The sequence below is a fragment of the Paraburkholderia sp. EB58 genome (genome assembly GCF_050436665.1).
Classification (GTDB): Bacteria; Pseudomonadota; Gammaproteobacteria; order Burkholderiales; family Burkholderiaceae; genus Paraburkholderia.
In genome coordinates, this window is the sequence record NZ_JBNDMQ010000008.1 from 1 (window position 1) to 26,394 (window position 26,394).

25 protein-coding genes are annotated in these 26,394 nt (G+C 60.5%); 16 read left to right on the plus strand and 9 right to left on the minus strand.

The genetic code is table 11. The features are described from left to right. The 4 genes from P3T40_RS13435 to P3T40_RS13450 form a co-directional block, all read left to right on the plus strand. Nucleotides 1-599 (plus strand): glycosyltransferase (locus P3T40_RS13435; RefSeq protein ID WP_429268197.1); only part of this gene is annotated, 599 nt, incomplete at its 5' end. A gap of 96 nt (nucleotides 600-695) precedes the next feature. Then, a complete protein-coding gene (gene hpnJ / locus P3T40_RS13440) occupies nucleotides 696-2,117 on the plus strand; it encodes a hopanoid biosynthesis associated radical SAM protein HpnJ (protein WP_429268198.1) in 1,422 nt (473 codons plus the stop codon). Nucleotides 2,118-2,124: 7 nt separating this feature from the next. Further along, nucleotides 2,125-3,360: a bacteriohopanetetrol glucosamine biosynthesis glycosyltransferase HpnI gene (hpnI, locus tag P3T40_RS13445; protein WP_429268199.1), complete on the plus strand. Its 1,236-nt coding sequence runs from the start codon at nucleotides 2,125-2,127 to the stop codon at nucleotides 3,358-3,360. Nucleotides 3,361-3,364: 4 nt separating this feature from the next. Further along, nucleotides 3,365-4,405 (plus strand): lysylphosphatidylglycerol synthase domain-containing protein, encoded by a 1,041-nt coding sequence (locus tag P3T40_RS13450; RefSeq protein WP_429268200.1) that lies wholly within the window; start codon nucleotides 3,365-3,367, stop codon nucleotides 4,403-4,405. Between the two features lie 50 nt (nucleotides 4,406-4,455). Here the strand turns inward: P3T40_RS13450 and P3T40_RS13455 are convergent, their stop codons facing one another. Beyond that, nucleotides 4,456-5,337, minus strand: coding sequence for an aldo/keto reductase family oxidoreductase (locus tag P3T40_RS13455; protein WP_429268201.1), 882 nt, complete (start codon nucleotides 5,335-5,337; stop codon nucleotides 4,456-4,458). Nucleotides 5,338-5,440: 103 nt separating this feature from the next. On the opposite strand from P3T40_RS13455, the gene P3T40_RS13460 reads away from it, so the two are divergent. Beyond that, nucleotides 5,441-6,373, plus strand: a complete 933-nt coding sequence (locus tag P3T40_RS13460; protein WP_429268202.1) for a LysR family transcriptional regulator — start codon at nucleotides 5,441-5,443, stop codon at nucleotides 6,371-6,373. Nucleotides 6,374-6,380: 7 nt separating this feature from the next. Here the strand turns inward: P3T40_RS13460 and P3T40_RS13465 are convergent, their stop codons facing one another. Next, entirely contained in the window at nucleotides 6,381-6,839 is a 459-nt protein-coding gene (locus tag P3T40_RS13465) for a RidA family protein (RefSeq protein ID WP_429268203.1), read from the minus strand. A 374-nt stretch (nucleotides 6,840-7,213) separates the two neighbouring features. Here P3T40_RS13465 and P3T40_RS13470 point away from each other — a divergent pair, with 374 nt between their 5' ends. Further along, nucleotides 7,214-9,715 (plus strand): penicillin-binding protein 1A, encoded by a 2,502-nt coding sequence (locus tag P3T40_RS13470; RefSeq protein WP_429268450.1) that lies wholly within the window; start codon nucleotides 7,214-7,216, stop codon nucleotides 9,713-9,715. 32 nt (nucleotides 9,716-9,747) lie between these two features. On the opposite strand, the gene cobF is transcribed toward P3T40_RS13470, so the two are convergent. The 5 genes from cobF to P3T40_RS13495 all read right to left on the minus strand — a co-directional run bounded on the left by cobF (nucleotide 9,748) and on the right by P3T40_RS13495 (nucleotide 15,793). After that, complete coding sequence (gene cobF, locus P3T40_RS13475) at nucleotides 9,748-10,506, minus strand: precorrin-6A synthase (deacetylating) (protein ID WP_429268204.1); 759 nt, start codon at nucleotides 10,504-10,506, stop codon at nucleotides 9,748-9,750. Between the two features lie 88 nt (nucleotides 10,507-10,594). After that, nucleotides 10,595-11,791: an enoyl-ACP reductase FabV gene (gene fabV, locus P3T40_RS13480; RefSeq protein WP_429268205.1), complete on the minus strand. Its 1,197-nt coding sequence runs from the start codon at nucleotides 11,789-11,791 to the stop codon at nucleotides 10,595-10,597. 74 nt (nucleotides 11,792-11,865) lie between these two features. Further along, on the minus strand, nucleotides 11,866-13,386 hold the full coding sequence (locus tag P3T40_RS13485) for an aspartate/glutamate racemase family protein (RefSeq protein WP_429268206.1): 1,521 nt from the start codon (nucleotides 13,384-13,386) through the stop codon (nucleotides 11,866-11,868). Next, nucleotides 13,383-14,666: a dicarboxylate/amino acid:cation symporter gene (locus tag P3T40_RS13490; RefSeq protein ID WP_429268207.1), complete on the minus strand. Its 1,284-nt coding sequence runs from the start codon at nucleotides 14,664-14,666 to the stop codon at nucleotides 13,383-13,385. The genes P3T40_RS13485 and P3T40_RS13490 overlap by 4 nt, the downstream gene beginning before the upstream one ends. Before the next feature lie 218 nt (nucleotides 14,667-14,884). Beyond that, nucleotides 14,885-15,793: a LysR substrate-binding domain-containing protein gene (locus tag P3T40_RS13495; protein WP_429268208.1), complete on the minus strand. Its 909-nt coding sequence runs from the start codon at nucleotides 15,791-15,793 to the stop codon at nucleotides 14,885-14,887. A gap of 678 nt (nucleotides 15,794-16,471) precedes the next feature. Between P3T40_RS13495 and P3T40_RS13500 the strand changes: the two genes are divergently transcribed. Beyond that, entirely contained in the window at nucleotides 16,472-17,644 is a 1,173-nt protein-coding gene (locus P3T40_RS13500) for a porin (RefSeq protein ID WP_429268209.1), read from the plus strand. A gap of 87 nt (nucleotides 17,645-17,731) precedes the next feature. On the opposite strand, the gene phnX is transcribed toward P3T40_RS13500, so the two are convergent. Together phnX and P3T40_RS13510 are read right to left on the minus strand one after the other, a co-directional pair. Next, nucleotides 17,732-18,535, minus strand: a complete 804-nt coding sequence (gene phnX / locus P3T40_RS13505; RefSeq protein ID WP_429268210.1) for a phosphonoacetaldehyde hydrolase — start codon at nucleotides 18,533-18,535, stop codon at nucleotides 17,732-17,734. A 103-nt stretch (nucleotides 18,536-18,638) separates the two neighbouring features. Then, nucleotides 18,639-19,844 (minus strand): 2-aminoethylphosphonate--pyruvate transaminase, encoded by a 1,206-nt coding sequence (locus P3T40_RS13510; RefSeq protein WP_429268211.1) that lies wholly within the window; start codon nucleotides 19,842-19,844, stop codon nucleotides 18,639-18,641. A 117-nt stretch (nucleotides 19,845-19,961) separates the two neighbouring features. On the opposite strand from P3T40_RS13510, the gene P3T40_RS13515 reads away from it, so the two are divergent. The 9 genes from P3T40_RS13515 (at nucleotide 19,962) to gnd (ending at nucleotide 26,377) form a co-directional block, all read left to right on the plus strand. After that, nucleotides 19,962-20,819 (plus strand): LysR substrate-binding domain-containing protein, encoded by an 858-nt coding sequence (locus P3T40_RS13515; protein WP_429268212.1) that lies wholly within the window; start codon nucleotides 19,962-19,964, stop codon nucleotides 20,817-20,819. Between the two features lie 311 nt (nucleotides 20,820-21,130). Further along, the gene (locus P3T40_RS13520) at nucleotides 21,131-21,346 is read left to right on the plus strand and encodes a hypothetical protein (RefSeq protein WP_429268213.1); all 216 of its coding nucleotides are present in this window, start codon (nucleotides 21,131-21,133) and stop codon (nucleotides 21,344-21,346) included. A 374-nt stretch (nucleotides 21,347-21,720) separates the two neighbouring features. Further along, nucleotides 21,721-22,110 carry a VOC family protein gene (locus tag P3T40_RS13525; protein ID WP_429268214.1) on the plus strand — a complete coding sequence of 130 codons (390 nt, stop codon included), beginning with the start codon at nucleotides 21,721-21,723 and terminating at the stop codon, nucleotides 22,108-22,110. 7 nt (nucleotides 22,111-22,117) lie between these two features. Continuing rightward, nucleotides 22,118-22,543 (plus strand): hypothetical protein, encoded by a 426-nt coding sequence (locus tag P3T40_RS13530; protein ID WP_429268215.1) that lies wholly within the window; start codon nucleotides 22,118-22,120, stop codon nucleotides 22,541-22,543. Nucleotides 22,544-22,717: 174 nt separating this feature from the next. Then, on the plus strand, nucleotides 22,718-23,296 hold the full coding sequence (locus tag P3T40_RS13535) for an RNA polymerase sigma factor (RefSeq protein ID WP_429268216.1): 579 nt from the start codon (nucleotides 22,718-22,720) through the stop codon (nucleotides 23,294-23,296). A gap of 12 nt (nucleotides 23,297-23,308) precedes the next feature. Continuing rightward, entirely contained in the window at nucleotides 23,309-23,623 is a 315-nt protein-coding gene (locus P3T40_RS13540) for a hypothetical protein (protein WP_429268217.1), read from the plus strand. Continuing rightward, nucleotides 23,620-23,916 (plus strand): 4Fe-4S dicluster domain-containing protein, encoded by a 297-nt coding sequence (locus P3T40_RS13545; RefSeq protein ID WP_429268218.1) that lies wholly within the window; start codon nucleotides 23,620-23,622, stop codon nucleotides 23,914-23,916. The genes P3T40_RS13540 and P3T40_RS13545 overlap by 4 nt, the downstream gene beginning before the upstream one ends. Before the next feature lie 233 nt (nucleotides 23,917-24,149). Continuing rightward, entirely contained in the window at nucleotides 24,150-24,866 is a 717-nt protein-coding gene (locus P3T40_RS13550; RefSeq protein WP_429268219.1) for a dienelactone hydrolase family protein, read from the plus strand. A gap of 473 nt (nucleotides 24,867-25,339) precedes the next feature. Continuing rightward, a complete protein-coding gene (gnd, locus tag P3T40_RS13555) occupies nucleotides 25,340-26,377 on the plus strand; it encodes a phosphogluconate dehydrogenase (NAD(+)-dependent, decarboxylating) (protein ID WP_429268220.1) in 1,038 nt (345 codons plus the stop codon). Nucleotides 26,378-26,394: the final 17 nt, after the last annotated feature.

Sequence of the window (26,394 nt, forward strand, 5' to 3'; positions counted from 1 at the left end):
TCGGGTTTGGCGCGACCCTGGCGTTGCGGCGCACGACGCTCGAGGAGATCGGCGGCTTCGAGGCACTTAAAGACTGTCTTGCCGACGACTACTGGCTGGCCGAACATGCGCGCAAGCTCGGGCTGACTACCGTATTGTCGCCGGTGATGGTGGCCACGGACGTGATCGAGCCGACTTTCACCACACTGTGGCTGCGCGAGATGCGCTGGTTGCGCACGATCCGCTCGGTAAACCCGTTGGGGTTCGCGTTTCTGTTCATAACGTTCACGTCACCGTGGCTGTTAGCCGACACGTTGCTGATTCCCTCGCTCACGGGAGCAGATGTCGCTGCAGCCCATCCTTTTGTCGCGCCTACGGCTTCGATCGGTACCGTTATGGGCGGCATTGCTCGCATTCTTCTGCATGCACGCAGCGCTCGCTCCTCACGCACTTTCTGGCGTGACCTGCCGCTCGTGCCGTTGCGCGACACGCTCTTGGCGCTGCAATGGCTGGGCGCGGTATTCGGCTCCTACGTCGTGTGGCGTGGTGCGCGGATACCGGTCATCAATCGCGTGGCGCAACCACACACGTCGGTCATGGAGATCTCCGATGATCGATGAAGCATCCCTCATTCAGCACCCTGGCGTGCCGTCACGCTGGTGCAACCTCTTTCATTCAAGCGCTTATCGGATTCAACACAGATTATTGGAGCATTCATGAAAACGCTGTTTTTGCAGGCCCCGTCGTATGACGGTTTCGATGGCGGCGCGGGTTCGCGTTATCAGGCGAAGCGCGAGATCCGCTCGTTCTGGTATCCCACGTGGCTCGCGCAGCCGGCGGCACTCGTGCCGGATAGCCGCGTGCTCGATGCACCGGCTGATGGTCTGTCGGTCGAAGCATCGCTAGAGATCGCACAGCAGTATGAGCTCGTCATCATCCACACGAGCACGCCTTCGTTCCCTACGGATGCGATGTTTGCGCAGGACCTCAAGAAGCGCAAACCGTCGGTGATGATCGGCATGGTGGGCGCCAAGGTTGCGGTCGACCCGCACAACTCGCTGACGGCGAGCGAAGCGATCGATTTTGTCTGCCGTGAAGAATTCGATTTCACCTGCCAGGAAGTGGCGGCGGGCAAGCCGCTCGCGCAGATCCAGGGCCTGAGCTATCGCGCGGCGGATGGCTCGATCGAGCACAACGAGGCGCGTCCGATCCTCGAGAACATGGACGAGCTGCCGTTCGTGGCGCCCATCTACAGACGTGACCTCAAGATCGAGAACTACTTCATTGGTTATCTGAAGCATCCGTATGTCTCGATCTACACCGGACGTGGCTGCCGCTCGAAGTGCACGTTCTGCCTATGGCCGCAGACAGTGGGCGGACACCGCTACCGCACGCGCTCGGTGGAAAACGTGCTGGAGGAAGTGAAGTGGATCCGCGACAACATGCCCGAGGTCAAGGAGATCATGTTCGATGACGACACCTTCACCGACTTCAAGCCGCGTGTCGAAGAGATCGCACGTGGTCTCGGAAAGCTGGGTGTGACGTGGTCCTGCAACGCGAAAGCGAACGTGCCGTATTCGACGCTGAAGATCATGAAGGAGAACGGCCTGCGCCTGCTGCTGGTGGGTTACGAGTCGGGCGACGACCAGATCCTGCTGAACATCAAGAAGGGCCTGCGCACGGATATCGCACGTCGCTTCAGCGAAGACTGCCGCAAGCTGGACATCAAGATTCACGGCACGTTTATCCTGGGCCTGCCGGGCGAGACGCAGGAGACGATCGAAAAGACGATCGAGTACGCGAAGGAAATCAACCCGCACACCATCCAGGTGTCGCTGGCGGCGCCGTACCCGGGCACGACGCTCTACAACCAGGCGGTGGAGAACGGCTGGCTGCAGGAGAACAAGGTCATTAATCTCGTCAGCAAGGAAGGCGTGCAACTGGCCGCCATTGGCTATCCGCACCTTTCGCGCGAGGAGATCTATCACCACGTCGAGACCTTCTACAAGCGTTTCTATTTCCGACCGTCGAAGATCTGGGAGATCGTGCGCGAGATGCTGCTGAGCTGGGACATGATGAAGCGGCGTCTGCGTGAAGGCGTCGAGTTCTTCAGATTCCTGCGCGCACACGAAGCGTGACGCGGCAATGAAGGCTATGGCGTGGCTTGCCTGCCTGATCGGTCTGCTGCTCGCAAGCGGACTGATTGCCGTCGAAGGTCGTCTGCAGGGGGAGCATCTTATCCTGTTGGCGCTGGCGTTTCTCTGCGGTATTGGCGCCGCACTGGGCATCGTTTATACGGTGCTGGCTGGAGCATTGATCGGACGTTTCTTTGCCCGTACCACCTCGGAGCCCACCAGCTATCCGGCAGTCACGATCGTCAAGCCGTTGCATGGGCACGAGTGGACCTTGCTGAGCAACCTGTCGAGTTTCTGTCAGCAGGACTATCCGGGCCCGCTGCAATTTCTGTTTGGCGTGCACGACTCTGAAGACCCGGCGCTGCAGACCGTTGAACAACTGCGTCTGCTGCATCCGCAAGCGCATATCACGGTGGTGGCCGATGCACGTCTGTATGGCCCCAACCGAAAGATGAGCAACATCCTCAACATGCTGCCCGAGGCGGAGCATGATGTGCTGGTGTTTGCGGACAGCGATGTGAGCGTGGGCCCGAGCTATCTGCGCAATGTGGTTGGCGAGTTGCAGAAGCCTGGCGTGGGTCTCGTTACCTGCGTCTATCGCGGTCAGCCCGATCCGGGATTCTGGCCGCGCCTGTCGGCCAAGGCGACCAATTACCAGTTCCTGCCTGGCGTCGTGACGGGGCTGGCGCTGGGGATGGCGCGTCCGTGCTTTGGACAGACCATTGCGATGCGGCGCGAAACGCTCGAAAAGATCGGCGGCTTCGCGCAGTTCGTGCATCACCTGGCGGAGGATCATGCGATTGGCGAAGCGGTGCGCATGATCGGCGAGAAGGTGGTGATTCCGCCGTTCACGGTGTCGCATGCCTGTGTCGAGACCAGCGCCACCAAGCTGATTGCGCACGAATTGCGCTGGAGCCGGACCATACGCATCATCGACCCGATTGGTCATCTGGGTTCCGCGCTAACGCATCCGCTCGCCTTTGCGTCGCTTGCCGTGGCACTTTCGGGTGGTGCGGCCTGGGCGTGGCCACTTGCCGCGGCAGCGCTGCTCGCGCGGCTCGCGCTGAAGGTGCAATCGGATCACGCGTTGCGGCAAGCGCATCGCGACCTGTGGCTGCTGCCGTTCTGGGATATCGTGTCGTTTTGGATCTTCGTGGCGAGCTTCTTCTCGACGCGGGTGATCTGGCGAGGCTTCAGCTTCAAGGTAGACGGCAATGGTTTGCTGTCGCCGGTTCAGGATGAGTAGGGTAATGAAGCATCTAGGTCGTTTCGCTGCGTTGCTAGGTTTGATCGCATCGCTCTGGCTGGTGGTCCACGACAATCCGGGCGCGGTGCTTGGGCTCATGCGTGCCGCGGGCGCGGGGCTGGTGCTGGCGGGGCTCGCCCACGTCCTGCCGATGCTTGCCAACGCGTGCGACTGGCAAAGCCTGATCCGCGGCGCGAACCGGCCGAGCCTGGCGGGCATGTTGCATCTGGTCTGGATCCGCGAGTCGGTCAACAGCATGTTGCCGGTGGCGCGTATCGGCGGCGAGGTGGTGTCGTTTCGTCTGATGCGCCGACGTGGTTTGCGTGGCTCGACTGCGGCGGCGAGTCTGGTGGCCGATATGCAGCTCACGCTGATCAGCCAGTTGCTGTTCACGCTGGTCGGCATCGGCTTCCTGTTTGCGCACGCGGCGTCGGGCACGTTACGCCTCGCCGCTGATCTGGCCTGGGGCATCGTGGCGCTTACACCGCCGCTGGTGCTGTTTGCGCTGGTGCAGCACGCCAGTCCGTTCGAACGCATTACGCGCATGCTGAATCACGCGACCAGCGGGAAGCTCGCGGCGCTCGTCGGCCAGTCCGCACAGATCGACCGGTCGATCAGGCTGATCTGGCGCCGACGCGGCGTGGTGCTGCGCTATCTGTTCTTCTGGCAACCGCTTCAGTGTGTGCTGACCGCGCTGGAGATCTGGCTGGCGCTGTACTTTCTCGGTGCGCGGGTGAGTTTTACCGAGGCGGTGGTGATCGAGTCGCTGATTCAGGCGGTCAGCAGTGCGGCGTTTTTTGTGCCGGGCGGACTGGGGGTGCAAGAGGGCGGCTTCATCCTGATTGGCGGCGCGCTGGGGCTCGATCCGGCGACGTGCCTCGCGCTTGCTGGCGCAAGGCGGATTCGCGATCTGCTCATTTTTGTGCCGGGGCTGTTTGCGTGGCAGATTGCCGAGTCGTCGGGGAAGGCACATATGCGGATGGTCGGTGCGCTGTCGCCGGCAGCTACGACGGGCGCGAGAGGCGGTGAGGCGGAGCAATCCTGAACCGCGAAAATGCCGCCATACCTATCAGGCCATCGCTTCGCGTGGAGCAATCAATGCTCCGCACCAACCTGCCGGATCGCATCCAATTCAGCGAGCACCGCTTCTGGTAGCCTCAACTGCGCCGCCTGCAGGTTTTCACGCAGATGCCCGAGTGACGACGTGCCCGGAATCAGCAGAATGTTAGGTGAGCGATGCAGTAGCCAAGCGAGTGCCACCTGCATTGGCGTCGCGCCGATCGTTTGCGCGACCGTAGACAGGACCGAGGACTGAATCGGCGTGAACCCGCCAAGCGGGAAGAATGGCACGTAGGCGATGCCCTTGGCCGCCAGTTCGTCGACCAGTGCGTCGTCGTCTCGCTGGACGAGGTTGTACTGGTTCTGCACGCAAACGATCTCCGCGATGCCCTGTGCCTCGGCGACCTGCGTCGACGTCACGTTGCTCAGACCGATGTGGCGCACCAGACCCCGGCGCTGGAGTTCGGCCAGCGTCTCGACCTGTTTGGCAATCGATCCTTCAGCGGGCGCGTGGATTGCGCCCATGGTCCGCATGTTGACGACGTCGATGACATCGAGACCCAGGTGACGGAGATTGTCATGCACGCCGCGCTCGATATCTTTGGGCTCGACCGCCGGGAGCCACGAACCGTCTTCGCCACGGACGGCGCCCACCTTGGTGACGATCACCAGATCGTCCGGATAAGGGTGAAGCGCCTCGCGAATCAGCTGGTTGGTAATGTGGGGACCGTAGAAGTCGCTGGTGTCGATGTGATTGACGCCGGAGGCCACCGCTTCGCGAAGCACCGCGAGGGCTGCATCACGGTCCTTTGGCGGCCCGAATACGCCGGGGCCGGCTAGTTGCATGGCGCCATAACCCATGCGGCTGACCGGGCGACCGGCGAGTTCAAAAGTGTCCACGGGGGTGAATGTCGACATTGCGCTCTCCTTGACGAGTGATGAGCGCCAGTATGGCCCCGATTGCGCTGTTAGAAAATAGGATCTAAATTACACGGGTTGTTGAAAATTCTGAACAATGACCATGGAATTGAATGATCTTGCCGCGTTCGTTTCGGTCGCTCGCGCGGGTGGCTTTCGCGACGCGGCGCGGATCAGCGGCGTGTCCGCCTCCAGCCTCAGTATTGCCGTGCGCCGCCTTGAGGCGAAGCTCGGCATGCGTCTCTTGAATCGCACCACGCGCAGTGTGGCCCCGACCGAAGCGGGGTTACGTCTCCTCGAAAAGCTGGTGCCCTTGTTCAGCGAGATGGAAGCGGCGCTGGACGTCCTGAACGGATTCAGGGAGAAGCCCACTGGCACGCTCAAACTCAACGTGCCGTCGAGCGCCGCGCGAATTGTCTTGCCGCCCATCGTCGCGGCGTTCCTGAAGGCTTATCCGGACATCCGCGTGGAGGTGGTAGTCGAGGATGGCTTTGTCGATGTGCTGTCAATCGGCTGCGACGCGGGCATTCGCTACGACGAGCGCCTTGAGCAGGACATGATCGCGATCCCGATCGGACCCCGCGTGCAGCGTTTCGCGACGGCTGCGACGCCGGCCTATCTCGACGCGCACGGGCGGCCCGAGCATCCGCGTGACCTGCTCTCGCATGCCTGCCTGCGCGGCCAGTTTGCTGGGGGCGCCAAGCCCACGTGGGATTTCGAGCGTGACGGCGAAGTGGTGCGACTGGATCCTGCGGGACCGCTCCTCGTGCGGCCGGGCGCGGCCATGGATCTCGCGATCAGTACGGCGCTAGCGGGCGTGGGGGTGATTCACCTGTTTGAAGGCATGCTGCGCCAGTACCTCGATAGCGGAGAACTGGAGCCAATCCTGGAGCCGTGGTGGCAGCGTTTCTCCGGGCCGTTTCTTTACTATCCGGGGCGACGGCATTTGCCTGCGCCATTGCGGGCCTTTGTCGACTTCCTGAAGGCAGGAGAGATGCCGGAGGCGTCCGGCGATTCCAACCTCTTTAGCGTGTAGCCAGACACTAGGTGCTTTTGAGCTCGAAGATACTGTCTATCTCAACGGGAATCCCCATCGGCAGCGTATGTACCCCTAGAGCACTGCGCGCCGGCAACTTCTCAGGTCCGAACAGCGTCAGCATCAGATCGCTCGCTCCGTCTGCGACCTTGGGATGCTGCGTGAACGACGGATCCGCGCGCACATATACCGTCAAGCGGCTGCACCGTTCGATCTTGTCCAGCGCGGCCGCCTGATCGATGCAAGCCAGAATCATCAGCATGGTCAACCGTGCAGCATGATGTGCCTCATCGAGCGAGAGGTCCGTGCCGACCATCCCCACGATCGGCTTACCGTTTTCGAATGCCGCGAGTCCGGAGACGTAGAGCTGGTTTCCGGAGACTGAAACCGTTCGATACGATCCAAGCGGGTTGATCGGGGCGGGCAACTGGATGCCGAGCTGGACGAGGCGGTCGGATAAGAGCATGGTGCGTTTTCCATTCAGAATGGGGACTCGCTGTGCGGGCGCACGTTGAGGTAAACGCTTGTGCCGGCAGTTTATTCCCGTGGGGCGAGCGTTTCATCGGGCAGCGGGTAGTCCTCGGCCGGCATGCAGGATCGACTGACCCAAGGGGCCAGACAGCCGAATGCCTTCGCCGATGAGGGTACCGATCATCCACAAGGACTCGTCCCCGCAACCCAGTGCGAGCCGGTTCCCCATGCGCAGTTTGGTACCATTCACGCTTTTCAAGAGGGGCTGAAACCAGCGTGAGTCGCCAATTTGTATCGTCCGTACGTGAATTCTGCCGCAAATGGGCTGGCCGGCTGGCACGTGTATTGGGGACCGGGTTTCTTCTCGTGATCGAGCTGATTCGCTTCGCCGCGCATCTGCTCAAACCTCTGCTTACCACCGCGCTGTTTCATGTGCGTCATCCGACGCGGCGCGGCGTTCTGCTCACGCTCGCCACGCCGCCTGCGCTGGTGCTGCTTTATGTGATCGTGCTGATTCCGTTCACGCCGAGTATCAGCGATATCCGCAAGGCACGCGTCGACCAACCAGCGCAGATTCTTTCGGCCGACGGCAAGCTGCTGGCCGAATTCAAACCGTCGAATCGCGAATGGGTTGCGCTGTCCGATATCTCGCCGCACATGGTCGACGCGTTGATCTCGACCGAGGACCATCGTTTCTATCAGCATCACGGCATCGACTGGCGGCGTACCGGATCGGCGGCGCTGCACACGTTTGGCGGGGACCGCCAGGGCGGCTCGACGATCACGCAGCAGCTCGCGCGCAACCTCTATCCCGACGAAATCGGCCGCGCGCCGACCTTGACCCGCAAGGTGAAGGAAGCGATCACCGCACTGAAGATCGAGGCGGCCTACAGCAAGCCCCAGATTCTCGAAACGTATCTAAACACGGTACCGTTTCTCTATAACGCGTACGGCATCGAAATGGCCGCGCGGACCTATTTCGGCAAATCGGCCGATCAACTGGACGTTCTGGAAAGCGCCACGCTGACCGGCATGCTCAAGGGCAATAGCTACTACAACCCGGTGTTGAACCCGGAGCGCGCGCTGGAGCGCCGTAATACGGTACTCGCGCAGATGGTCAAATATGGCCGGCTCTCGCCCACGCTTTACGAAACGCTCAGGCGCAAACCCTTGCGTGTCGACTTCGAACGGCAGATCGAGCCGCCCGGACCCGCGCCGCACTTCGCGCAGCAGTTGCGTAAATGGCTGATCTCGTGGGCCGATAACAACGACTACAACATCTATTCAGATGGACTGATCGTTCATACGACGATCGACTCGCGTCTTCAGTCAATGGCAACCGCAGCCGTCGCGTTGCAGGGCAATGCGCTGCAATCGATCGCCAATGGCGCGTGGAGAGGACGATCGGGCTGTGCGCCGGGCAACGATCTCTTCAAGACCTTCATCCGCGAGACGCCGGACTACCGGGCCTTGCGCACGGCAGGCCAAAGTGACGACGATGCGCTCCAGCATCTCAGCGCGGACCGGACGTTCGTGCGCAACTTGTGCCACGACAAGACGGAAGTGCAAGCGGGCTTTCTTGCCATCGATCCACGCAACGGACAAATCAAGGCATGGGTCGGCAGCCGCGATTTCGCGGATGAGCCGTTCGATCACGTCCAGCAGTCGCGCCGTCAACCCGGCTCGACCTTCAAGCCGTTTGTGTATGGCGCTGCATTCGCAGCCGGCGCGAAGCCGACGGACACCTTCATCGATCAGCCCGTCGAGATACCGCTGAAGGGCGGGGAGATCTGGCGTCCTAACGATGACGTTGCGCCGAGCGGCAAGCCGATGACGCTGCGCGATGCACTGGCGTATTCGCGCAACCGGATCACCGCGCAGTTGATGGAGCAGGTTGGGCCCGACAAGGTGGTCCGGCTCGCCCGCGCAATGGGTGTGCGCGACAGTACGCTCGACGCGGTGCCGTCGCTCGCATTGGGCACGAGTCCGGTGACGATCAAGGAGATGGTGTCGGCGTACAGCACGATTGCCAACGACGGCATGTATCTCGAACCGCGCATGGTGACGAGCATCGAGGACCGCAATGGCAACGTGCTGGCGCAGTTTGAACCCGCGTCGCCGGAGCGGGCATTGCCGGCTGCGGCGGACCGGACGCTGATCGATGTCATGCGTGACGTCGTGAATCGTGGCACGGGCGCGGCCATCCGTTCGCGTTTCGGTATCCGTGCGGATGTGGCGGGCAAGACCGGCACGACGCAGGACAATGCCGACGGCTGGTTCGTCCTGATGCATCCGCAACTGGTGGCGGGAGCGTGGGTCGGTTTCGACGACGGACGTGTCACGCTCGGCAGCAGCTACTGGGGTGAAGGGGCGCACACCGCGCTGCCGATCGTCGGTGACTTCTATCAGCGTGCGCTGCGCGCACGGCTGATCGATTCGCGGGTATGTTTTGACACCGAGGTGCAGCCTGGTGTGTTCGACCAGTTCCGCGACAAACTGCATGCGTGGATCACTTACGTCTTCGGATCAAAGCCGCAGACGCAGACGCCTGCGGCACCGGTTCGTCACGTAGCGCCGAAGCCTGCGCCTGCTGCGCCGGTTGCGCCCCAGTCCTCCAGTGCTTCCGGAGCCTTCGAAGCCTCAGCGCCGCATGAATTGCCGCCTTTGCTCAGCGCACCTCATGGGGCTGCATCGGGGCCTGTGGCTGCGTCAGGTGTCATGTCCGCTTCAGAAGCAGCGGCCTTGATGGGCGAGCCGCCACGTGCGACGCAAGGCAACGGTGGATTCCCATCCGAAGGGCCGAGTTCGACCCCCACGCCAACGCCTGACATGCCGGAAGCGGCACCGGGCAAGAGCACGGAACAACCATGAGTTTCTACGCGAGGGTGGATGCGGCCGTGAACTTATGCAGGCTTGCGCAGCAAATAGGTATCCATGATCCAGCCATGGGTGCGACGCGCCTCTGCTCTGACGCGTTCTATCTCGTCCGCGACGTCCCGCAGCTTTCCTGAGATCAGGATCTCGTCGGACGTTCCCACGTAGGCACCCCAGTAGATATCCAGATCCTCGTCGACAAGCTTCCGGTAGGTATTATGGGAGTCGAGCATCACGACTACGCTGTCCACGTTGTCCGGGAAGCCTTCGGCAATCCCGCGGCCGTTAGTGATCTCGACCGAACGGCCGATCAGATTGAGCGGAACCCTGTGCCGGGCGGCGAGCGCCTGGACACTGCTGATGCCCGGAATGACCTCGTAGTCGAACTCGTGTTGTCCGCCTTTCACGATGGCCGCGATGATACGTATCGTGCTGTCGTACAACGACGGATCGCCCCAAACGAGGAACGCACCACATTCCCCCTCTTGCACTTCTTCTGCAATCAGGCGTTCGAATATCTGTTGCTTATCGCGGTTCAGTTCATCTACCGTTGACGTGTAATCGCTCTCGTCACGCCTGCGCTCAGGGCTCGTTGCTTCGACGATACGATAACGATCGTGAGTGACGAACCTTTCGATGATCTGCTTGCGCAGAGCGACGAGTTTCTCTTTCACGACACCTTTGTCCATGACGAAGAACACGTCTGCCCGATTGAGCGCGTTGATCGCCTGCACAGTCATGTAGTCGGGATCTCCAGCGCCGATCCCGATGATCAGAATTTTTTTCATCACACGTGCTCCTGTTCAGGCATTGCGCCCGCTTTTAGCAGGAGCAATGCCTCGTGCCCCAACGGGAAGGCACATGATCTGCAGAGACCTAGACTTGAACAACATTGGGGATCTGCACGTCGGGATTGACGTCCGCTTCATAGTCCACCCCGTCGATCTCGAATCCGAACAGGCGCAGAAACTCCATCTTGTAGCCGGCGAAGTCGGTGAGCGTGTAGATGTTATCGCTAGTCACCTGGCCCCAGAGTTGCTGCACCTCGGCTTGCACTGCCGGATCGAGCTCCTTGTAGTCTGCACGCAGACGCCCTTCGTCATCGAGATGCGGCGAGTTTCCGTAGAGGCTGTCCTTGTAGAGTCCGTAGACCTGCTCGATACAGCCTTCGTGCGTTCCTTTTTCCTTCATGACCTTGAACAGCAGCGACAGATACAGCGGCATCATGGGAATTGCCGAGCTCGCCTGAGTGACGACCGCCTTCAACACGGAGACACGCGCATCCCCGCCCGTTTGGGCCAACTTCTCGCGAATGCCGACAACCTTCTGGTCGAGGTCCTTCTTGGCCGCGCCAATGGAGCCGTTCCAATAGATGTCGTGTGTGATCTTCTCGCCGAGATAGGTAAAGGCGGTGGTCTTTGCGCCGTCGGCCAGAACGTCCGCTTCGAGGAGCGCATCGGTCCACATCTGCCAGTCTTCGCCGCCCATTACGGCCACGGTGTTGTCTATTTCGGTTTGCGTCGCTGCTTCAAGAACGGTCTCTCTGACGACTTCCTTGTCGGTATCGATGCCGCGCAATGTGACCGCTTTGCCGATGGGTTTGAGCGTCGAGTTGAACACTTCGCCGGTCTTGGGATGCGTGCGCCTAGGTGATGCCAGGCTGTACACGACCAGATCGATCTTGCCGAGATCCCGTTTGATGACGTCGATGGTTTGTTGCTTGACTGCGTCGGAGAACGCGTCACCGTTGATACCCTTCGCGTACAAGCCCTTGCCGGTGGCGATTTTTTCGAAGGCAGCCGTGTTGTACCAGCCTGCGGTACCCGGCTTGGTGTCGCTGCCGGCACGTTCGAAGAACACGCCTAGCGTATCGGCGCCGCAACCGAATGCGGCCGTAATGCGGGCGGCCAGACCGTAACCGGTCGATGCGCCGATCACCAGGACTTTCCTGGGACCGTCGGCAATCGGGCCGCTAGCCGTGACGTAGTCGATTTGCTCCTGGACGTTGGCTTCGCAGCCGGCAGGATGGGTAGTTACGCAGATGAAGCCGCGTACGCGCGGTTTGATGATCATGGAAGACCCCTTTTTGTGAGGTGTCGGGAGTGTTGTTCGAGGGCGAAATATCCTGGGTATTGTAAAGGAGGGGACTAGGTCTGCCCGATCTGGCTAACCGCGAACCCCTTCAGCTCGCGCAACCCGGCTTTCGAACCCACATTCCCAAGCGCGTACGCCACGCAACGCTTGGCGAGAATATCAGTCGGATCGACAAGATTCACGACCCGACCGCCGCCCGAGCGCACCTCCCCGTCAGGCAGCAGCAACGGCAACTCAGTACACCCAAGAACAATCACCTCAACACCGCGTTCGCTCAATTCATCCACCGCCGCGGTAACGTCGTCGATACATTCGCCGGACATGAAACCGGCCTTCGCTCCACGTTCGCCATAAATCGCATTCATGACACGCGCCTGCAGTCCATCGCTCGGCACGATCTGTTTCAGTCCATGCGCCTCCAGCGCCTTCCTATAGACCCCGCTCATGATCGTGCCCGTCGTCGCCAGCAGCCCAACTTCGCGTAGCTTCGGAAACGCAGTACGCAGATATTCCACGCTCACGGTCAGCATGTTGACGATCGGCACATTCAGGTACGGTTGAATCCGCTCGACGAACGCATGCGCCGTATTGCAGGGAATCGCGATGATGTCGACGTCGCCCGCTTCCAGCTTCTTGCACGTCGCATATAGCGACACCGTCGGGTCCGGTCCACCGCCCAGCAGATTCTCCGTGCGATCCGGAATCTGAGGATTCTGTTCGACCAGTAGTTTGATGTGTTCCTGATCGCGCGTCGCAGGTGTGCTGCGTACCAGCTTCTGCATGAAGTCCACAGTCGCAGCGGGCCCGACGCCGCCCACTACGCCAACCTTGAACACCCGCCTGCGGTTATCGTATTGACCCGCTACGGCGTATTGAGCATAGACAAGATTCGAATCGACGATGGGCACGGAAAGCGGACCGATCTGCTCCGTCACCAGGCCGATCTCCGTCATACCCGGGAGGATCAGTTCCGCACCCTGTGCGATCAGATCCAGGCAGGCTTCACGCAACCGTTCCACAGGCCTTCCGTTGAGCCCGCCGCTCTTGATACCGCCTTCCTCGTAGACAGCCGCGGTGACAGGATCGATCTCACCGAAGGCGCTCTGACGCGGATGCAACACTTCGAACTCCGACGCGCTGAAATACCGCTCAAACAGACGCGCGTCGCGAATGTAGTCCGAGGTCAGCATGCCTACGCGACGCACCGAGGGGAAACAACGAACCACATGTTCACGCAGCGCCTCGACCATGTTGACGATCTGCACGGACACGTTCTCCTGCAGTTCTCCAATGAACGTATGGCTCAAAAAGCATGGCAGCAGAACCGTCGTGACGCCGCGTTTTTCGAAATCGCGGATCATGTCGAAGATATAAAGCTTGCGCTCAGTTGTCGCGGCACGCGATGCCTTCGCGTTACGAAACGGATGCTGTTCGAACACGACGTCGAAGTGCTCAGCGTCTGTACGCGCCGGGCTCGCCTGGATCAGCTTGAACAGCACATCCGCGCCGGCGAGCGGCCCTAGCCCGCCGATCACACCAAACACCCGCTTGCCTGGTAACTTCCTTGCTGTCATTGCACTTCGCTCTGAAGTTGCTCGAACTCTGCGGTAGCAGTGGCGCTGACGTCGCTGCGACGCGCTTCCCATTTCGCGATCACAGCGGTCGCCACGCTGTTGCCGATCACGTTCGTCATTGTGCGCCCCATATCGAGAATCTGGTCAATGGCAAGCACCATCACTACACCCTCGGCAGGCAGATGGAACAGCGGCGCCACGGCGGCCACCACCACGACCGAGCCGCGCGGCACGCTGGCCATGCCCTTGCTGCTTAGCATCAACACCAGCAGCATGAAGATTTGCTGCGACAGCGGCATGTCGATGCCGAAGGCCTGGGCGATGAATATCGCCGCAAACGACTGATACATCATCGAGCCGTCGAGGTTGAACACGTAGCCGAGCGGCAACGTAAAACCGACCACCTTCTTGTCGACGCCGAATTTTTCGAGCTGCTCGGTCAGGCGAGGATAGGCAGCTTCACTGCTGGCGGTCGAAAATGCGAGCATGGCCGGTTCGCGCACCGCCTTAAGCAGCGCACCTACTTGGCGGCCCAAAAACAGATAGCCGACGCCGACCAGCGCCGCCCATAGCAATATTAGCCCCAGGTAGAACGAACCAATCGACTTGCCGTAAGTCAGCAACACGTCCAAACCGCGTAACGTCACCGCCGACGCAATCGCACCGAACACACCGAACGGCGCGGCGCGCATCACATAATCCGTGAGACGCAGCATGACGGGCACCATGCCGTCGATGGCTTGCACGACCACCTTAACGCGTGCATCGTGCTTCAGCGCCCCGAGCCCCAGGCCAAAGAACAGCGAAAACACGAGAATCTGCAAGATGTCGTTACGCGTCATCGCGTCCAGCAGACTGGTCGGGAATGCGTGCGTGACGATGTCCTTGAAATTCAGCCCTGCCGTATTGAGGCCGGTGTTCACGTCGCTGCCGCTCGCCGCCATGTGCAAGCCGGCACCCGGTTGCAGGACGTTGGCGAGAACAAGACCCAAGGCGAGCGATACCAGCGACGCGCAGATGAACCATCCTACCGTGCGCAGCCCAATGCGGCCGACGTCCTGACCACTCTCCATGCCTGCCAGGCCTGAAACGAGCGTAGCGAACACCAGCGGCGCGATGATCATCTTGATGAGCCGCAGAAAAATCTCGGTGATGATCGAGAAATAGCCGGCCATAGTTTTCGCTGCGGCGGCATCGGCGGCGCTTGCGTGGCATACGTAACCGGCTGCGACGCCGAGTACCATGCCGACGGCAATATAGAGCGTGAGGCGATTTTTCATGTCTGTCCTTTTCTTCGTCGACTAGTACGGGCGTCCTTCGGGGTACGTCTTCCTTGAGCGGAGGACGTGCATGTGCATCGTCTTTCCGCTTGCGTGGACCGCCGTACGGAGAAGACTTGAACGGATACTAAAGACGACAGAAATGAACGTGATGCGGCCTTGACATTGCACTATGCGGCAGCCGCATAGGTCCTGCAAGACGGCGCATTCGCCGTATGTCAGGCTTCTATGCGGGACTCCAGATACTCCCAGAGGTCCTTGAGCAGCGGCATGTCGTTGTTTCGATCGCGATACAACCGTAGTTGAAGATCGAGTTGCCAGGTCCGGTCGCCGGCGGCCACGAGCGTGCCGTTACCCAGTTCTGTTTCGATCAGGCTCTTGGGAAGCCAGGCGATGCCTTCGCCATTGAGCGCGAGTTTCTTGAGCACGTCGGCCATGTCGGACTCGAAGTGCGGAATCAAAGCGGGATTTTTACTCGCGCGATGCAGCAGGAGATGAAGGCAGCGGGCGAAGTAGGTGGTGGCACTATAGCCGATCAGCGGTAGTGGACGGCCCGGCGTCCCGGGAAGTCTGAATGAGGGCGTAGAGCGTTGGCTTGGCGCGCAGACGGGCAGGAATACATCACGCCCGACGGTGAGGTGAGGATAGCGCGTGGCGTCCAGGTGCAGAGGCAGATCAGGGTGCTCGTACGCGAGCATCAGTTCGCAGTTGCCGTTGACCAGCATCAGAATGGAGTCGTGCACATTGGTCGGCACTATGCGTACCCGCAGCCCGCTAAAGCGGCTTTGTAGCGATTGCAGCCAGTCCGGGACAAAGCCGACCGATAGCGCGTGGCCGGCCGCGATCTGCAGGCCTGTCCCCGGCATGCGCTGCTCGCTGCGGATGATTGCGCGGGTGTCGAACAGTTTGCCGACAATGTCCTCGGCGGCTTCCAGAAAGAGCCGGCCCGCCGGCGTGAGCGTAGGAGGGTAAGTGCTGCGGTCGATCAACTCGGCGCCGATCCACTGCTCGAGCGCCTGAATGCGCCGGCTTAGCCCGGACTGGGTGACGTTGCGCAGTTCCGCTGCGCGCGAGAAGCTTTGGTGCTGCGCGAGCGCGATGAAATCCTCGATCCACTTGACTTCCACGTTAGCTCCTAGACAGCGTGTGAACCGGCCGGCTTGGCAGACGCCAAGGCGATCGATTTTAGCGTCGCCATTTTTTGTCGCCAACCGTGGCGCGGGTATGGCGCCGCGAGACGTGGGGTGCTTTTTCCAGCTCGTTGGGTGATTTTCAACGAATGGCTGGATTTTCTCAGCGCTTCGCTATTAACCTGCTCCAATACCGGGTAAGGCGGCTCGCAATAGTCATGTCGACGATACTGATTTTCATCAGGGCATAACTAATGCACCGTTATGTAATACTCCGCTTCGGTACGAATTTGACGCCGGTAGTATCGCGATATCCGAAGAGCATTCATTGGCCAACGCCAGCTGGTCCACTGGATCTACATGTGGCAATCAGCCAACAAACGCCAAAAAAACAATTATTGCCGCTGTTTCGGATTGCCCCATAGCCTTGCTATATCAAGCCGATAGCTGCTTCAAGTTTCTGAAAAATAGAATTTCAATGCGGTTCGGTTTTTTAACATCAAACCGTCAGATATATTTGCGCCGCAGTAGCCAGTCGGACCCGGCGGAATGAAGCAGTGTTTATTTCCTCGACTTTTCCCGGAAAGAACAGGCTTCAAACGTAATTGAGTGTCCGGTTTGCGAGTGATATCGCAGGATAGTAAATCGAGACCAGTATCTTTGAGGATGAATTTCATGAAAAAAACAATTGTTGCAATAGCTTCTCTCGCAGCCATGACTTCGGTCGCTCACGCACAAAGCAGCGTCACGCTTTACGGCGCGATCGATACGAGTATTGCGTACTTCGGCAACCAGCAAGGCGCGAACCATTCAGGCGGAACGTTCGAGATGGCCGCCGGCAATCTGTCGCCGAACCTCTGGGGTTTGAAGGGCACGGAAGATCTGGGCGGCGGCCTGTCGGCCATCTTCAAGTTGGAAAGCGGCTTTAACGTGGACAACGGCCGCCTGGGCCAAGGCGAACGTATGTTCGGCCGCACCGCGATGGTTGGCCTGTCGGGTAACAGCACGGGCACGATCACCCTTGGCCGTCAGTACGATCCGCTGATCGACCTGATCCAGCCGCTGACGAACGATGACACCTTCGGCCCGACATTCGCCACCCCGGGCGACATGGATAACTACGACAATAGTTACCGGACCAACAACTCGATCAAGTACACCACGCCGAACTATGCGGGCCTGCAGGCGTCGGCGATGTATGCGTTCGGCGGCGTACCGGGCAGCACGGCAAGCGGTCAGACGTACGCCGCAGCGGTTGCGTATAACCACGGCCCGTTCGGTTTCGCCGCAGGCTATTTCCACGCAAACAGCGACCATGGCACCGCGGCGTCGTTCGACGGCCTGAACCCGGATGCGACGAGCTTCGCAGTGGATTCGGAAGCCATTACCGGCGCGTTCGTGTCGGCTAATTCGATGCAGATCATTCGCGCTGCCGGTGACTACGTGTTCCGCAATTTCACGTTTGGCGTTTCCTATAGCAACGTGCAGTACAACAACTACGCGACGTCTTTCGGCGACCAGAACAACACGAAATTCAACACCGGTCAGGTCTACGTGAACTATCAGCTGACCCCGGCGACGATTATTGGCGCAGGCTACGACTACACGAAGGGTAACGGCAACAACGTCACCGTTTCGTATAACCAGTTCAGCCTCGGCGCGGACTACTTCCTGTCGAAGCACACGGATCTCTACGTGCTGGCCGGTTATCAAAAGGCGTCGGGCAATACCATCAGCGCAACGTCGGGTGACGTGGTTGCCGCTGTGGCGTCGATGGGTGACTTCGGTAACGATGCGTCTACCAACAAGCAGGCGATGGGCATGGTCGGTATCCGTCACCAGTTCTAAGCGCGCGTACGCCGCCATAAAAAAATGCCGCCTGAGTGACCTCAGGCGGCATTTTTCATTGAAGCGGTTTAGCTTTTTGCGAATCGCTTAAGGCCGTTCCCCACGCGCCAGCCTGCCCTCGATGTCATACACCACCGGCATCAGATCCGCGACGCTATCGACCACGTAATGCGCGCCCGCAGCGGTCAGCTTTCGTGCAGCGGTCGCGCGCAGTCGCGCAAACTCATCAACCGGCAGCGCCTTCACATCCGCCTCGGCCATGCCGAGCGCGTTGCCGCTCACGGCCACGCCGACGGCCCATGTCCCACCGTTGATGCCTTCTTCAATGCCGACTTCGGTATCGTCAACCTTGATCGCATTCTTGGCGAGCCACACGCCGAGTTGCGGTAACGTCTTATAGATCATGTACGGCGAAGGACGCCCTTCCGGCGTATCCCCGGTGCAAACGAGGCTATCCGGCGAAAACCCCTGTGCTGCAGCGCCCGGCGTGATTTCAGCCATGATCTCGCGCGTATAGCCGGTTGTCGTGCCGATGCGGATGTCCTCGGAACGCAGCGCCGTCGCAACGTCTGCGACGCCCGGAATCACCTGGCTATAGCTCGCTGCCACCTTGATGTTCTTCGGCACGAAGACGTCATAGATCGCGTCGATATCCTTCTCGCCCGGCGCGTGGCCGTACTTGTCCTCCCAAGCCTGAGCGACCCGTGGCAGCGCCATCAGCGCCGCGATATGCGGACGCTTGGCCATGCCCATCGGCCCGCGTGCTTCGTCGATGGTAATCGACACGCCAAACTGTTCGAATGTCTCGACAAACGCGCCCATCGGCGCAAGCGAACCGTAATCGACCACGGTGCCCGCCCAATCGAAAATCACTGCTTTTACGTGCTTCATGTACGTCACATCCTGAGAAGAGTCTGGGCGACGGCGGAGTGTTTGCTACGTCCTTTGCGTCGCTGGTTGCTTGCTGCGCGGCCCTTGGACGCTGCAGCGGATTTCAAACTTCTTGCGCCAACAACTGACGTTCTTCAAGCGCTTCGCTCGGCGGCGCCGCGCGCTCGACACCCATCGTGCGCAAGGCCTGAGCGCACGCTGCGACGACGCCTCGCATGACGTCCGCATCCACCTGGCCGATGCAACCCACGCGGAAGCTGTCCACCACAGTCAGTTTTCCCGGGTAAATGATGAAGCCCTGTTGCTTCATCAAATCGTAGAAGTGTTCAAAGCGGAACGCAGGATGCGCGGGCGCAAAAAACGTCACGATGATCGGCGAGCGCCAGTGGGCGTCGAGCAGCGGCTCAAACCCCAGTTCGTGCATGCCGGCGACCAGCACGTCGCGGTTGTGCGCATAACGGGCCAGACGGCCAGGTTGTCCGCCTTCGATTGCATGCAGCCTGAGCGCCTCGATAAAAGCCGCGACGGTATGCGTGGGCGGCGTGAAACGCCATTGCCCCGTGCGGTTCATCACATCCCACTGGTCGTACACATCGAGGCTCAGCGAGTGGCTGCGACCTTTGGCCTCGCGCAACGCGCTCTTGCGCGCGATGACGAAACCAAAACCTGGCACGCCTTCGATGCACTTGTTCGCTGAAGAGACGAACGCTTCGCACTGCAGATGTCGTACGTCGAGCGGGACCGCGCCGAATGCGCTCATGGAGTCGATCAGCAGCTTGCGGCCCTTCTTCGCGGTTGCCGCGGCGATCTCTTCGATTGGGTTGAGAATCCCGGAGCTCGTTTCGCAATGCACGGCGACGACGTGCGTGATGCTCGGATCGGCGTCGAGCATGCGTTCGACTTCGTTGCCGCGCGGCGGCAGGTAGTCGCCTTTATCGAGGACCGTGTGGCGGCGGCCCAGATAGTCGAGCGTTGTCGCGATGCGCTTGCCGTAGGCGCCATTGGCGAGCACCAGCGCATGTCCGTCGCGTGGGACCAGGCTCCCGAGCATGGCCTCGACGCAGTAACTCCCACTACCCTGCAGCGGCACACAATCGTAGTCGCCTGCAGTGTCGCCGGCGATCTCGAGCAGGCTGCGGCGCAGCAGCGCCGTCATCGCGCGGAAATCGCCGTCCCACGATCCCCAGTCGCGCAGCATCGCCTCCTTCGTCGAGAGCGCCGTGGTGAGCGGCCCCGGCGTCAACAGATACGGCTCTCCTTTGGCGGGGGGCGCGCACGAGGTAACGGATGAGTCGACTGCGGTGTCCATGCTTGAACGTCCAATGAAGGTCTCAGTGGTTGCCACAGTACAGAAATCGGGTCCATCGGTAAAATCGATATAATCGATGCTGGTATCACTGAAACTTATCACCGAGGCGAGGCGCAGATGCAATACGCGCAATTGCGGGCGTTTCACGCGGTCGCGGAGCATGGCGGGTTTTCCAAGGCGGCGCAGGCGCTGTCGTTGACGCAACCGGCCATTTCCGACCATGTGCGGCGGCTCGAGCAGGATTTTGGGGTCAAACTCTTCGAGCGCGGGCCGCGTGGCGTCGAGCCGACCGAACTCGGGCGGCGTCTCTTCAGCGTGACGCGGCAGATGCTCAGTTGCGAGCGCGATGCCCGGCAACTGCTCGATTCGGCCAGCGGTCTCGAATCCGGCACGCTGTCGCTGGCGGCGGACGCACCTGATCTCGCGGTCAAACTGATCGGCGCGTTTCGCAAGCAACATCCCGGCATCGTGGTGACGCTGTCCATTGCGAATGCGGCCGAGTGCATGCAGCGCGTGCTTTCGAGCACGGTAGACGCTGGCATCACCGCCGCGCCGCAGGTCCACAGCCGGCTCGAAGCGCGAGTGCTACGACGTGATCCTCTGGTCGCGATGGTGCCGGCCACCAGTCCAATCGCGAAGAAGCGCAAGTTGACCTATGCGGAGTTCGTGCAGCAGCCTGTGATCTTTCGGGAAGCGCAATCGGTGACGCAGCAGTTGCTCGAAATCGAACTGGTTCGGCAGTCCTTGCAGGTCGAGCCGGTGCTGTACGTGGACGGCCGCGAGGCACTCGAGGAAGCCATCGCGCAAGGGATGGGTGTTGGCGTGATCGCGTCAGCGGAATTCAACGAGTCGCGCCGCATCAGAATGATTCCGCTGCAGGACTGCCAGGTTGAGATGATCGAATCGCTGACGCGGCTCGCCGAGCGGCCCGCGTCGAACCTGCTGAACGCGTTGTTCGCGACCGAGCTTGGTTAGTGGTGTTTGTGCCTACACAAAATTCGGTCAATCGAATCGAATGGAAAATGTAATCTCGACGCGGCCGAACGACGAGTTCTAACTGGTAAGGCTGGTGCTTAGTGCTTAGTGCTTAGCGTTTTGCGACGTATCCGGACCATCCAGCGCCGCGCTGAGATTTGACAATGTTTTACAGCTTCACCATTTCTGAGATGCTATTGTCGTTGAGGGTGGCGAGCGGCCATCAGCGTGAGTCATGAGCTTGCAACCGCAACGCTCGTTGATCGTTGCGAAGTAGTTCATATCGACCTTCAACATATACGGTGATTGTCATGGGAATTCTGGATACGGTAGGTGAGATTGCAGGCGCAGTTGCAGCAGTGGAAGCAGCTGAGAAGGTCGATCCGGACGCTGGGCTGCTGACGAAGGGCATAGCCGCGGTAGCCGGGTTCAAAGGCGCCGGCGCGCTGGAATCGCTCGTCGAGAAGAAAGAAGACGAGAGCAGCGAGCAGGCGTCCGATACGGACAGCGCTGCACCGCAAGCCTGAGTTGGAGTTGTTCCCAGGCCAGCCGTTCATGCGGTTGGCCTGGCGTCATATCCGCCATATCGTCACGCCGCTTCATACGTAGACCGCTACGTTTTCCCGCTTGCGTGGCCCTTTGCGGCCACCGCGCCGCGATATCCCGTCCCATCCCATTTAGTTTGTTGTCGCTGCCAATGCGGCGTTCCTCTGCCTGGGCTCCGGTTGTCCGATGCTCTCGTTCGCAGATTCGGTGACGCGGTGATCGAACCCACGGTCATACTGTTTTAAACTGGTAGACAGCCCGTGTGTCCCAATCCGCGTTGTGGCTGATTAGCTTCCTCACGAGTCGGCTTCTACACATCGCGCCACCGTACAGTGAAATTGCAGTTGGAGGTTTCATGCCCATTCTCGGCTTCGCTCATTACAACTTTCGGGCGAGTCGCCCGATGCTCGATACCTTGCGTGACTTTTATGTCGAGGTAGTCGGTTTGCGACTTGGACCTCGACCTCCGTTTGAGAGCTATGGCTACTGGCTCTACATTGGCGAGCGCGACGTGCTTCATCTCAGCGAAGCGCGGCCGGACGAAGTGCGCCCCGGCCAGGTGATCAACACGTTTGATCATGCCGCGTTCGCCTGCAGCAATATGAGCGAGTTCGAAGCGCGGTTGAATGAGCTCAAGATTCTCTATCGACGCGACCTGGTGCCGGTGACCGGTCAGCATCAGTTGTTCTTTTCGGACCCGGCCGGCAATGGAGTGGAGTTGAATTTCGCCGAGAGGGATCTCTGAGGTCACCATGGAAAATGCATGGCAATTTCAGCTCAGGATCACCGTTTCCGAAGAACTCGCGACGAGCTTGCGCGGCGATCCCTCGTCTCGTGTGTACGCACCGCTTGGTGAGGTCCTGCGCAAACACCATGCGTCCTTGAAGTGTCAGTTCGACGCGTTCGCGGACTACGTCAACGAGGCCGAAAGGCTCGGTCCCGAACATTACCCGCTGTATCACTGGACCAAGGAAACCATCGAGAAGCCGGAGAAAAAGGCTCGATACCTACGGTCCTTCACGCTGTATGTGGACGGCGCAGAGGTCTACGACAAAGTGATCGCGGACCCTTTGCAGGCGGAGCTTACCGCATTGGTTGGCGTTGGCGTTGGCGGAGTCGAAAACGTGGTCAAGTTCGACACTGACCCGGCGAACAGTCCCCAGCCTCCCGCGCGCTAGAGCGAATCCATTGAACACATTACGAGCGCTTGTCGTCTCGCTCTTGTTTCGCTGTCCGCGATGCATGCGGTTGCCCGCGCAGGCGTACCGAAGCTGATCAAGGCCGCGAACCACAACATGCCCATTATTTCGCGCCGGGCACAATATCCCCGCTCCTGATCCGTCTACAGACGTATGGAACCGCCGCCGACCCCGGACCCGATGCTCGAACGAGACCGCGACCTCACTGCAACCATCTTGCGTGAGCGTAGCAAGCTTGGGCATTTCATCCGGCGCCGGGTGCGTGATCCGAGTGAAGCTGAAGACATCTTGCAGGATGTCTTTCATGAGTTCGTGCAGGCCTACCGGCTGCCCGCGCCGATCGAACAGGTCAGCGCATGGCTGTTCCGGGTGGCGCGCAATCGCATCATTGATGTGTTTCGCAAGAAACGGGAGCTGCCGCTGGCCGATGTCACGGGAGAGCCGGACGACGACAGCGAGTATCGGCTGGATCTCGCGCTGCCGTCTCACGAGGCCGGGCCGGAAGCCGTCTACGCACGGTCGGTGCTACTGGACGCCCTGCAAGCGGCGCTCGACGAATTGCCGGACAACCAGCGCGAAGTTTTCGTCGCGCACGAACTCGAAGGGCGCAGCTTCAAGGAACTGGCTGCCGAGAGCGGCGTCAGCGTGAACACGCTGCTCGCGCGCAAGCGTTATGCGGTGCTGCACCTGCGCGCCGGCTTGCAGGCCGTGTATGACGAGTTGGATATTTAAAGGAGCAGGTCGATGAGATGCAGAGTGAGATTCTTCGGCAAAGCACTGCTGGCGTTAGTGGCGATTGCGGTGCTGGGATGGATCGTGATGGCCCTATGGAATTGGGTGATTCCGGCGGTATTCGTCGGTGGCCGTGCGATTGATTATCTGCACGCGCTGGGCCTGCTGGTGTTGAGCCGTATCCTGTTCGGCGGATTTCGCGGTCGGGGCGGCTGGCACGGACGCGGACCGTGGCGCAGATGGGAGCGCATGACGCCGGAAGAACGCGAGAATTTCCTGAAGGGTGTTTCGTCTCCGCGCGGCAAGTCTCAGGAGGACAACCCATGAGGCAGGCATCGACAGCCGCTTGCAAGCAGGCCGCGGGCGTCATTGCACCGGTGGTGGACTTCACACGCTGCGAAGGCAGGGGCGATTGCGCGGTCGTGTGTCCCGAGGATGTTTTCGAAATCCGCAAGATCGATGACGCAGATTATAAACAGTTAGGCATGCTCCATAAATTCAAGCTGCGCGTGCATGGTCTGAAGGTCGCGTACACGCCGAACGCCGATGCCTGTCGCTCCTGCGGTCTGTGCGTGACTGCATGTCCAGAGCGAGCCATCACGTTGGCGCGGATAAAATGACATGAGATGAATCGTGCACGGCTGTTGATTCGCACGGGCGGTCCGAAAGACGACGAAGAGGATATGGGCCCGGCGGTGTGGGCGGTGAGAATTCGCAAAACCCGCGAGAAAGTCCGACACAATCGAGCCAAACCCACGGCATTTCCCCCGCACCGAAGCACTAACGTCAGCCCGCCAGCAACCCTTCACAACAACCGCTATGCTATGCGTTCCGCCTAACCGAGGACCGTCTCATGAAACAGCCACTAGGATCCATGATTACCTTTCGCCGCCCTGATGGAAAGGATGTCGAAGGCTATCTCGCCAAACCGCAAAACCCGGTCGGCGCGCCCGCCATTGTCGTGATTCAGGAATGGTGGGGCTTGAACGACCAGATTCGCGGCGTAGCCGACCGGCTCGCGCAGTCCGGTTATCTGGCTCTGGTCCCCGATCTCTACCGCGGAAAAGCGACGGTCGAAGAGGAGGAAGCGCACCATCTGATGACCGGGCTCGATTTCGGCGACGCCGCTTCGCAGGATATTCGCGGCGCCGTGCAGTACCTGAAACAACATACGGATCGCATTGGTCTGACCGGCTACTGCATGGGCGGCGCGCTGACACTGCTGGCGCTCGGCCAGACTCCCGAATTGTCGGCCGCCGTGGTGTGGTACGGTTGCCCGCCGCTGGAGTACATCCAGGCAGACAAGATCAAAGTACCGGTGCAGGCGCATTGGGGTACGCAAGACGAGTTCTTCCCGCCTGCCATGGTCGAAGCCCTCGAAGCCAAACTGCGCGACGCGAAAGTCGATCTGGAGTCGCACCACTATCTGGCGCACCATGCATTCGCCAACGAAACCGCGGTCGGGCCAGGCCGTATTTCGCGCACCCAGTTCGATCCGGTCTGGTCGCAGTTGGCCTGGGATCGCACGTTGACCTTCTTTGGCCGCACGCTGTGGCCGCAACGGACCTAAAGCCGAATTGAATTGCGGGTGGCAGCGAGGGCGCGCCGGCGCGCCCTCCGCACGAGGCGCATCATTGATTGGATACGCCTTACGCGAACCCGCGAGACGCCGGATCAGAGCGTCCAGCAAGACACGAGCGGCCCATTCGGCCGCTCGATCCACGGCATTTCCTCATCGCGCCCGCCGGTGAATTGAACGACTTCCGTCATCCCCCTGTCTCACCGTTGCGCCTGCCCGCAAGCAGGCACATTGCATGCCGGCAATAACTGCCCCGCGCTACACGCCAGCCCGCAATTGTGTGGAAAAGATTCCCTGCGAAAAGAACGGGTGGCGACTAACGTACTAAGGTACGACCGTACAGGACCATTGCTTTCGTATGCGAGCGTCGTTCCGCGTCTCGCATGTATGGGCGGTCCTGGTTCACAACTGGCTTGAACGACCGCGACAGCAGCTATCGCGGTATCGCACGTAAGGAGTGAGACATGCAGCTAGGCATGATTGGATTGGGGCGCATGGGCGCCGACATGGTGCGACGCCTGACCGCCGGCGGTCAGACATGCGTGGTCTACGACGTCCAGCAGGCGGCGGTCGAGAAACTCAAACAGGGCGGTGTCGAGGGCGCCTCCTCGCTCGAAGACATGGTCAAGCGACTGGCCAAACCGCGCGCCGTCTGGCTGATGGTGCCGGCGGCCGTGGTTGATACGACGCTCGCGCAACTGACGCCTTTCCTTGAACCGGGCGATATCGTGATCGACGGCGGCAACTCCTTCTACCGCGACGACATCCGCCGTGGCAAAGAACTGGCCACCAAGCAGCTTCACTACGTGGATGTCGGCACGAGCGGCGGTGTGTTCGGCCGCGAGCGCGGCTATTGCCTGATGGTTGGCGGCGAAAAGGCCGTGGTCGAGCGGCTTGGGCCGATTTTCTCGACTTTGGCGCCGGGACCGGGCGCGGCCACACCCACGCCGGGTCGGCCCAAAGACGCCGGCACGGCCGATCAGGGCTACCTGCATTGCGGGCCACAAGGCGCCGGTCACTTCGTCAAGATGGTTCACAACGGCATTGAGTACGGAATCATGGCGGCTTACGCGGAGGGTTTGAACATCCTCCACAACGCCAATGCGGGCAAGAAGACGCAGGATGTCGACGCCGAAACCTCGCCGCTGCATGGTCCCGAGTTCTATCAGTACGACCTGAATTTGCCCGAGATCACGGAGGTCTGGCGGCGCGGCAGCGTGATCGGCTCGTGGTTGCTCGACCTGACCGCCGCTTCGCTGGTTGGCGACGCGGGCCTCGATCAGTACTCAGGACGCGTATCGGACTCGGGCGAAGGGCGTTGGACGGTCGATGCGGCGATCGACGAGGGCGTGCCCGCTCCGGTCCTGAGCGCGGCGCTGTTTGCACGCTTTAGTTCACGCGGCGACGGGGATTTCGCCAACCGCGTGCTGTCGGCGATGCGTCACGACTTTGGCGGTCATATGGAAAAAGCGGCCGCCAAGATGGGCAAACCGCTGGATTGAAACGTTGACTGACGCCG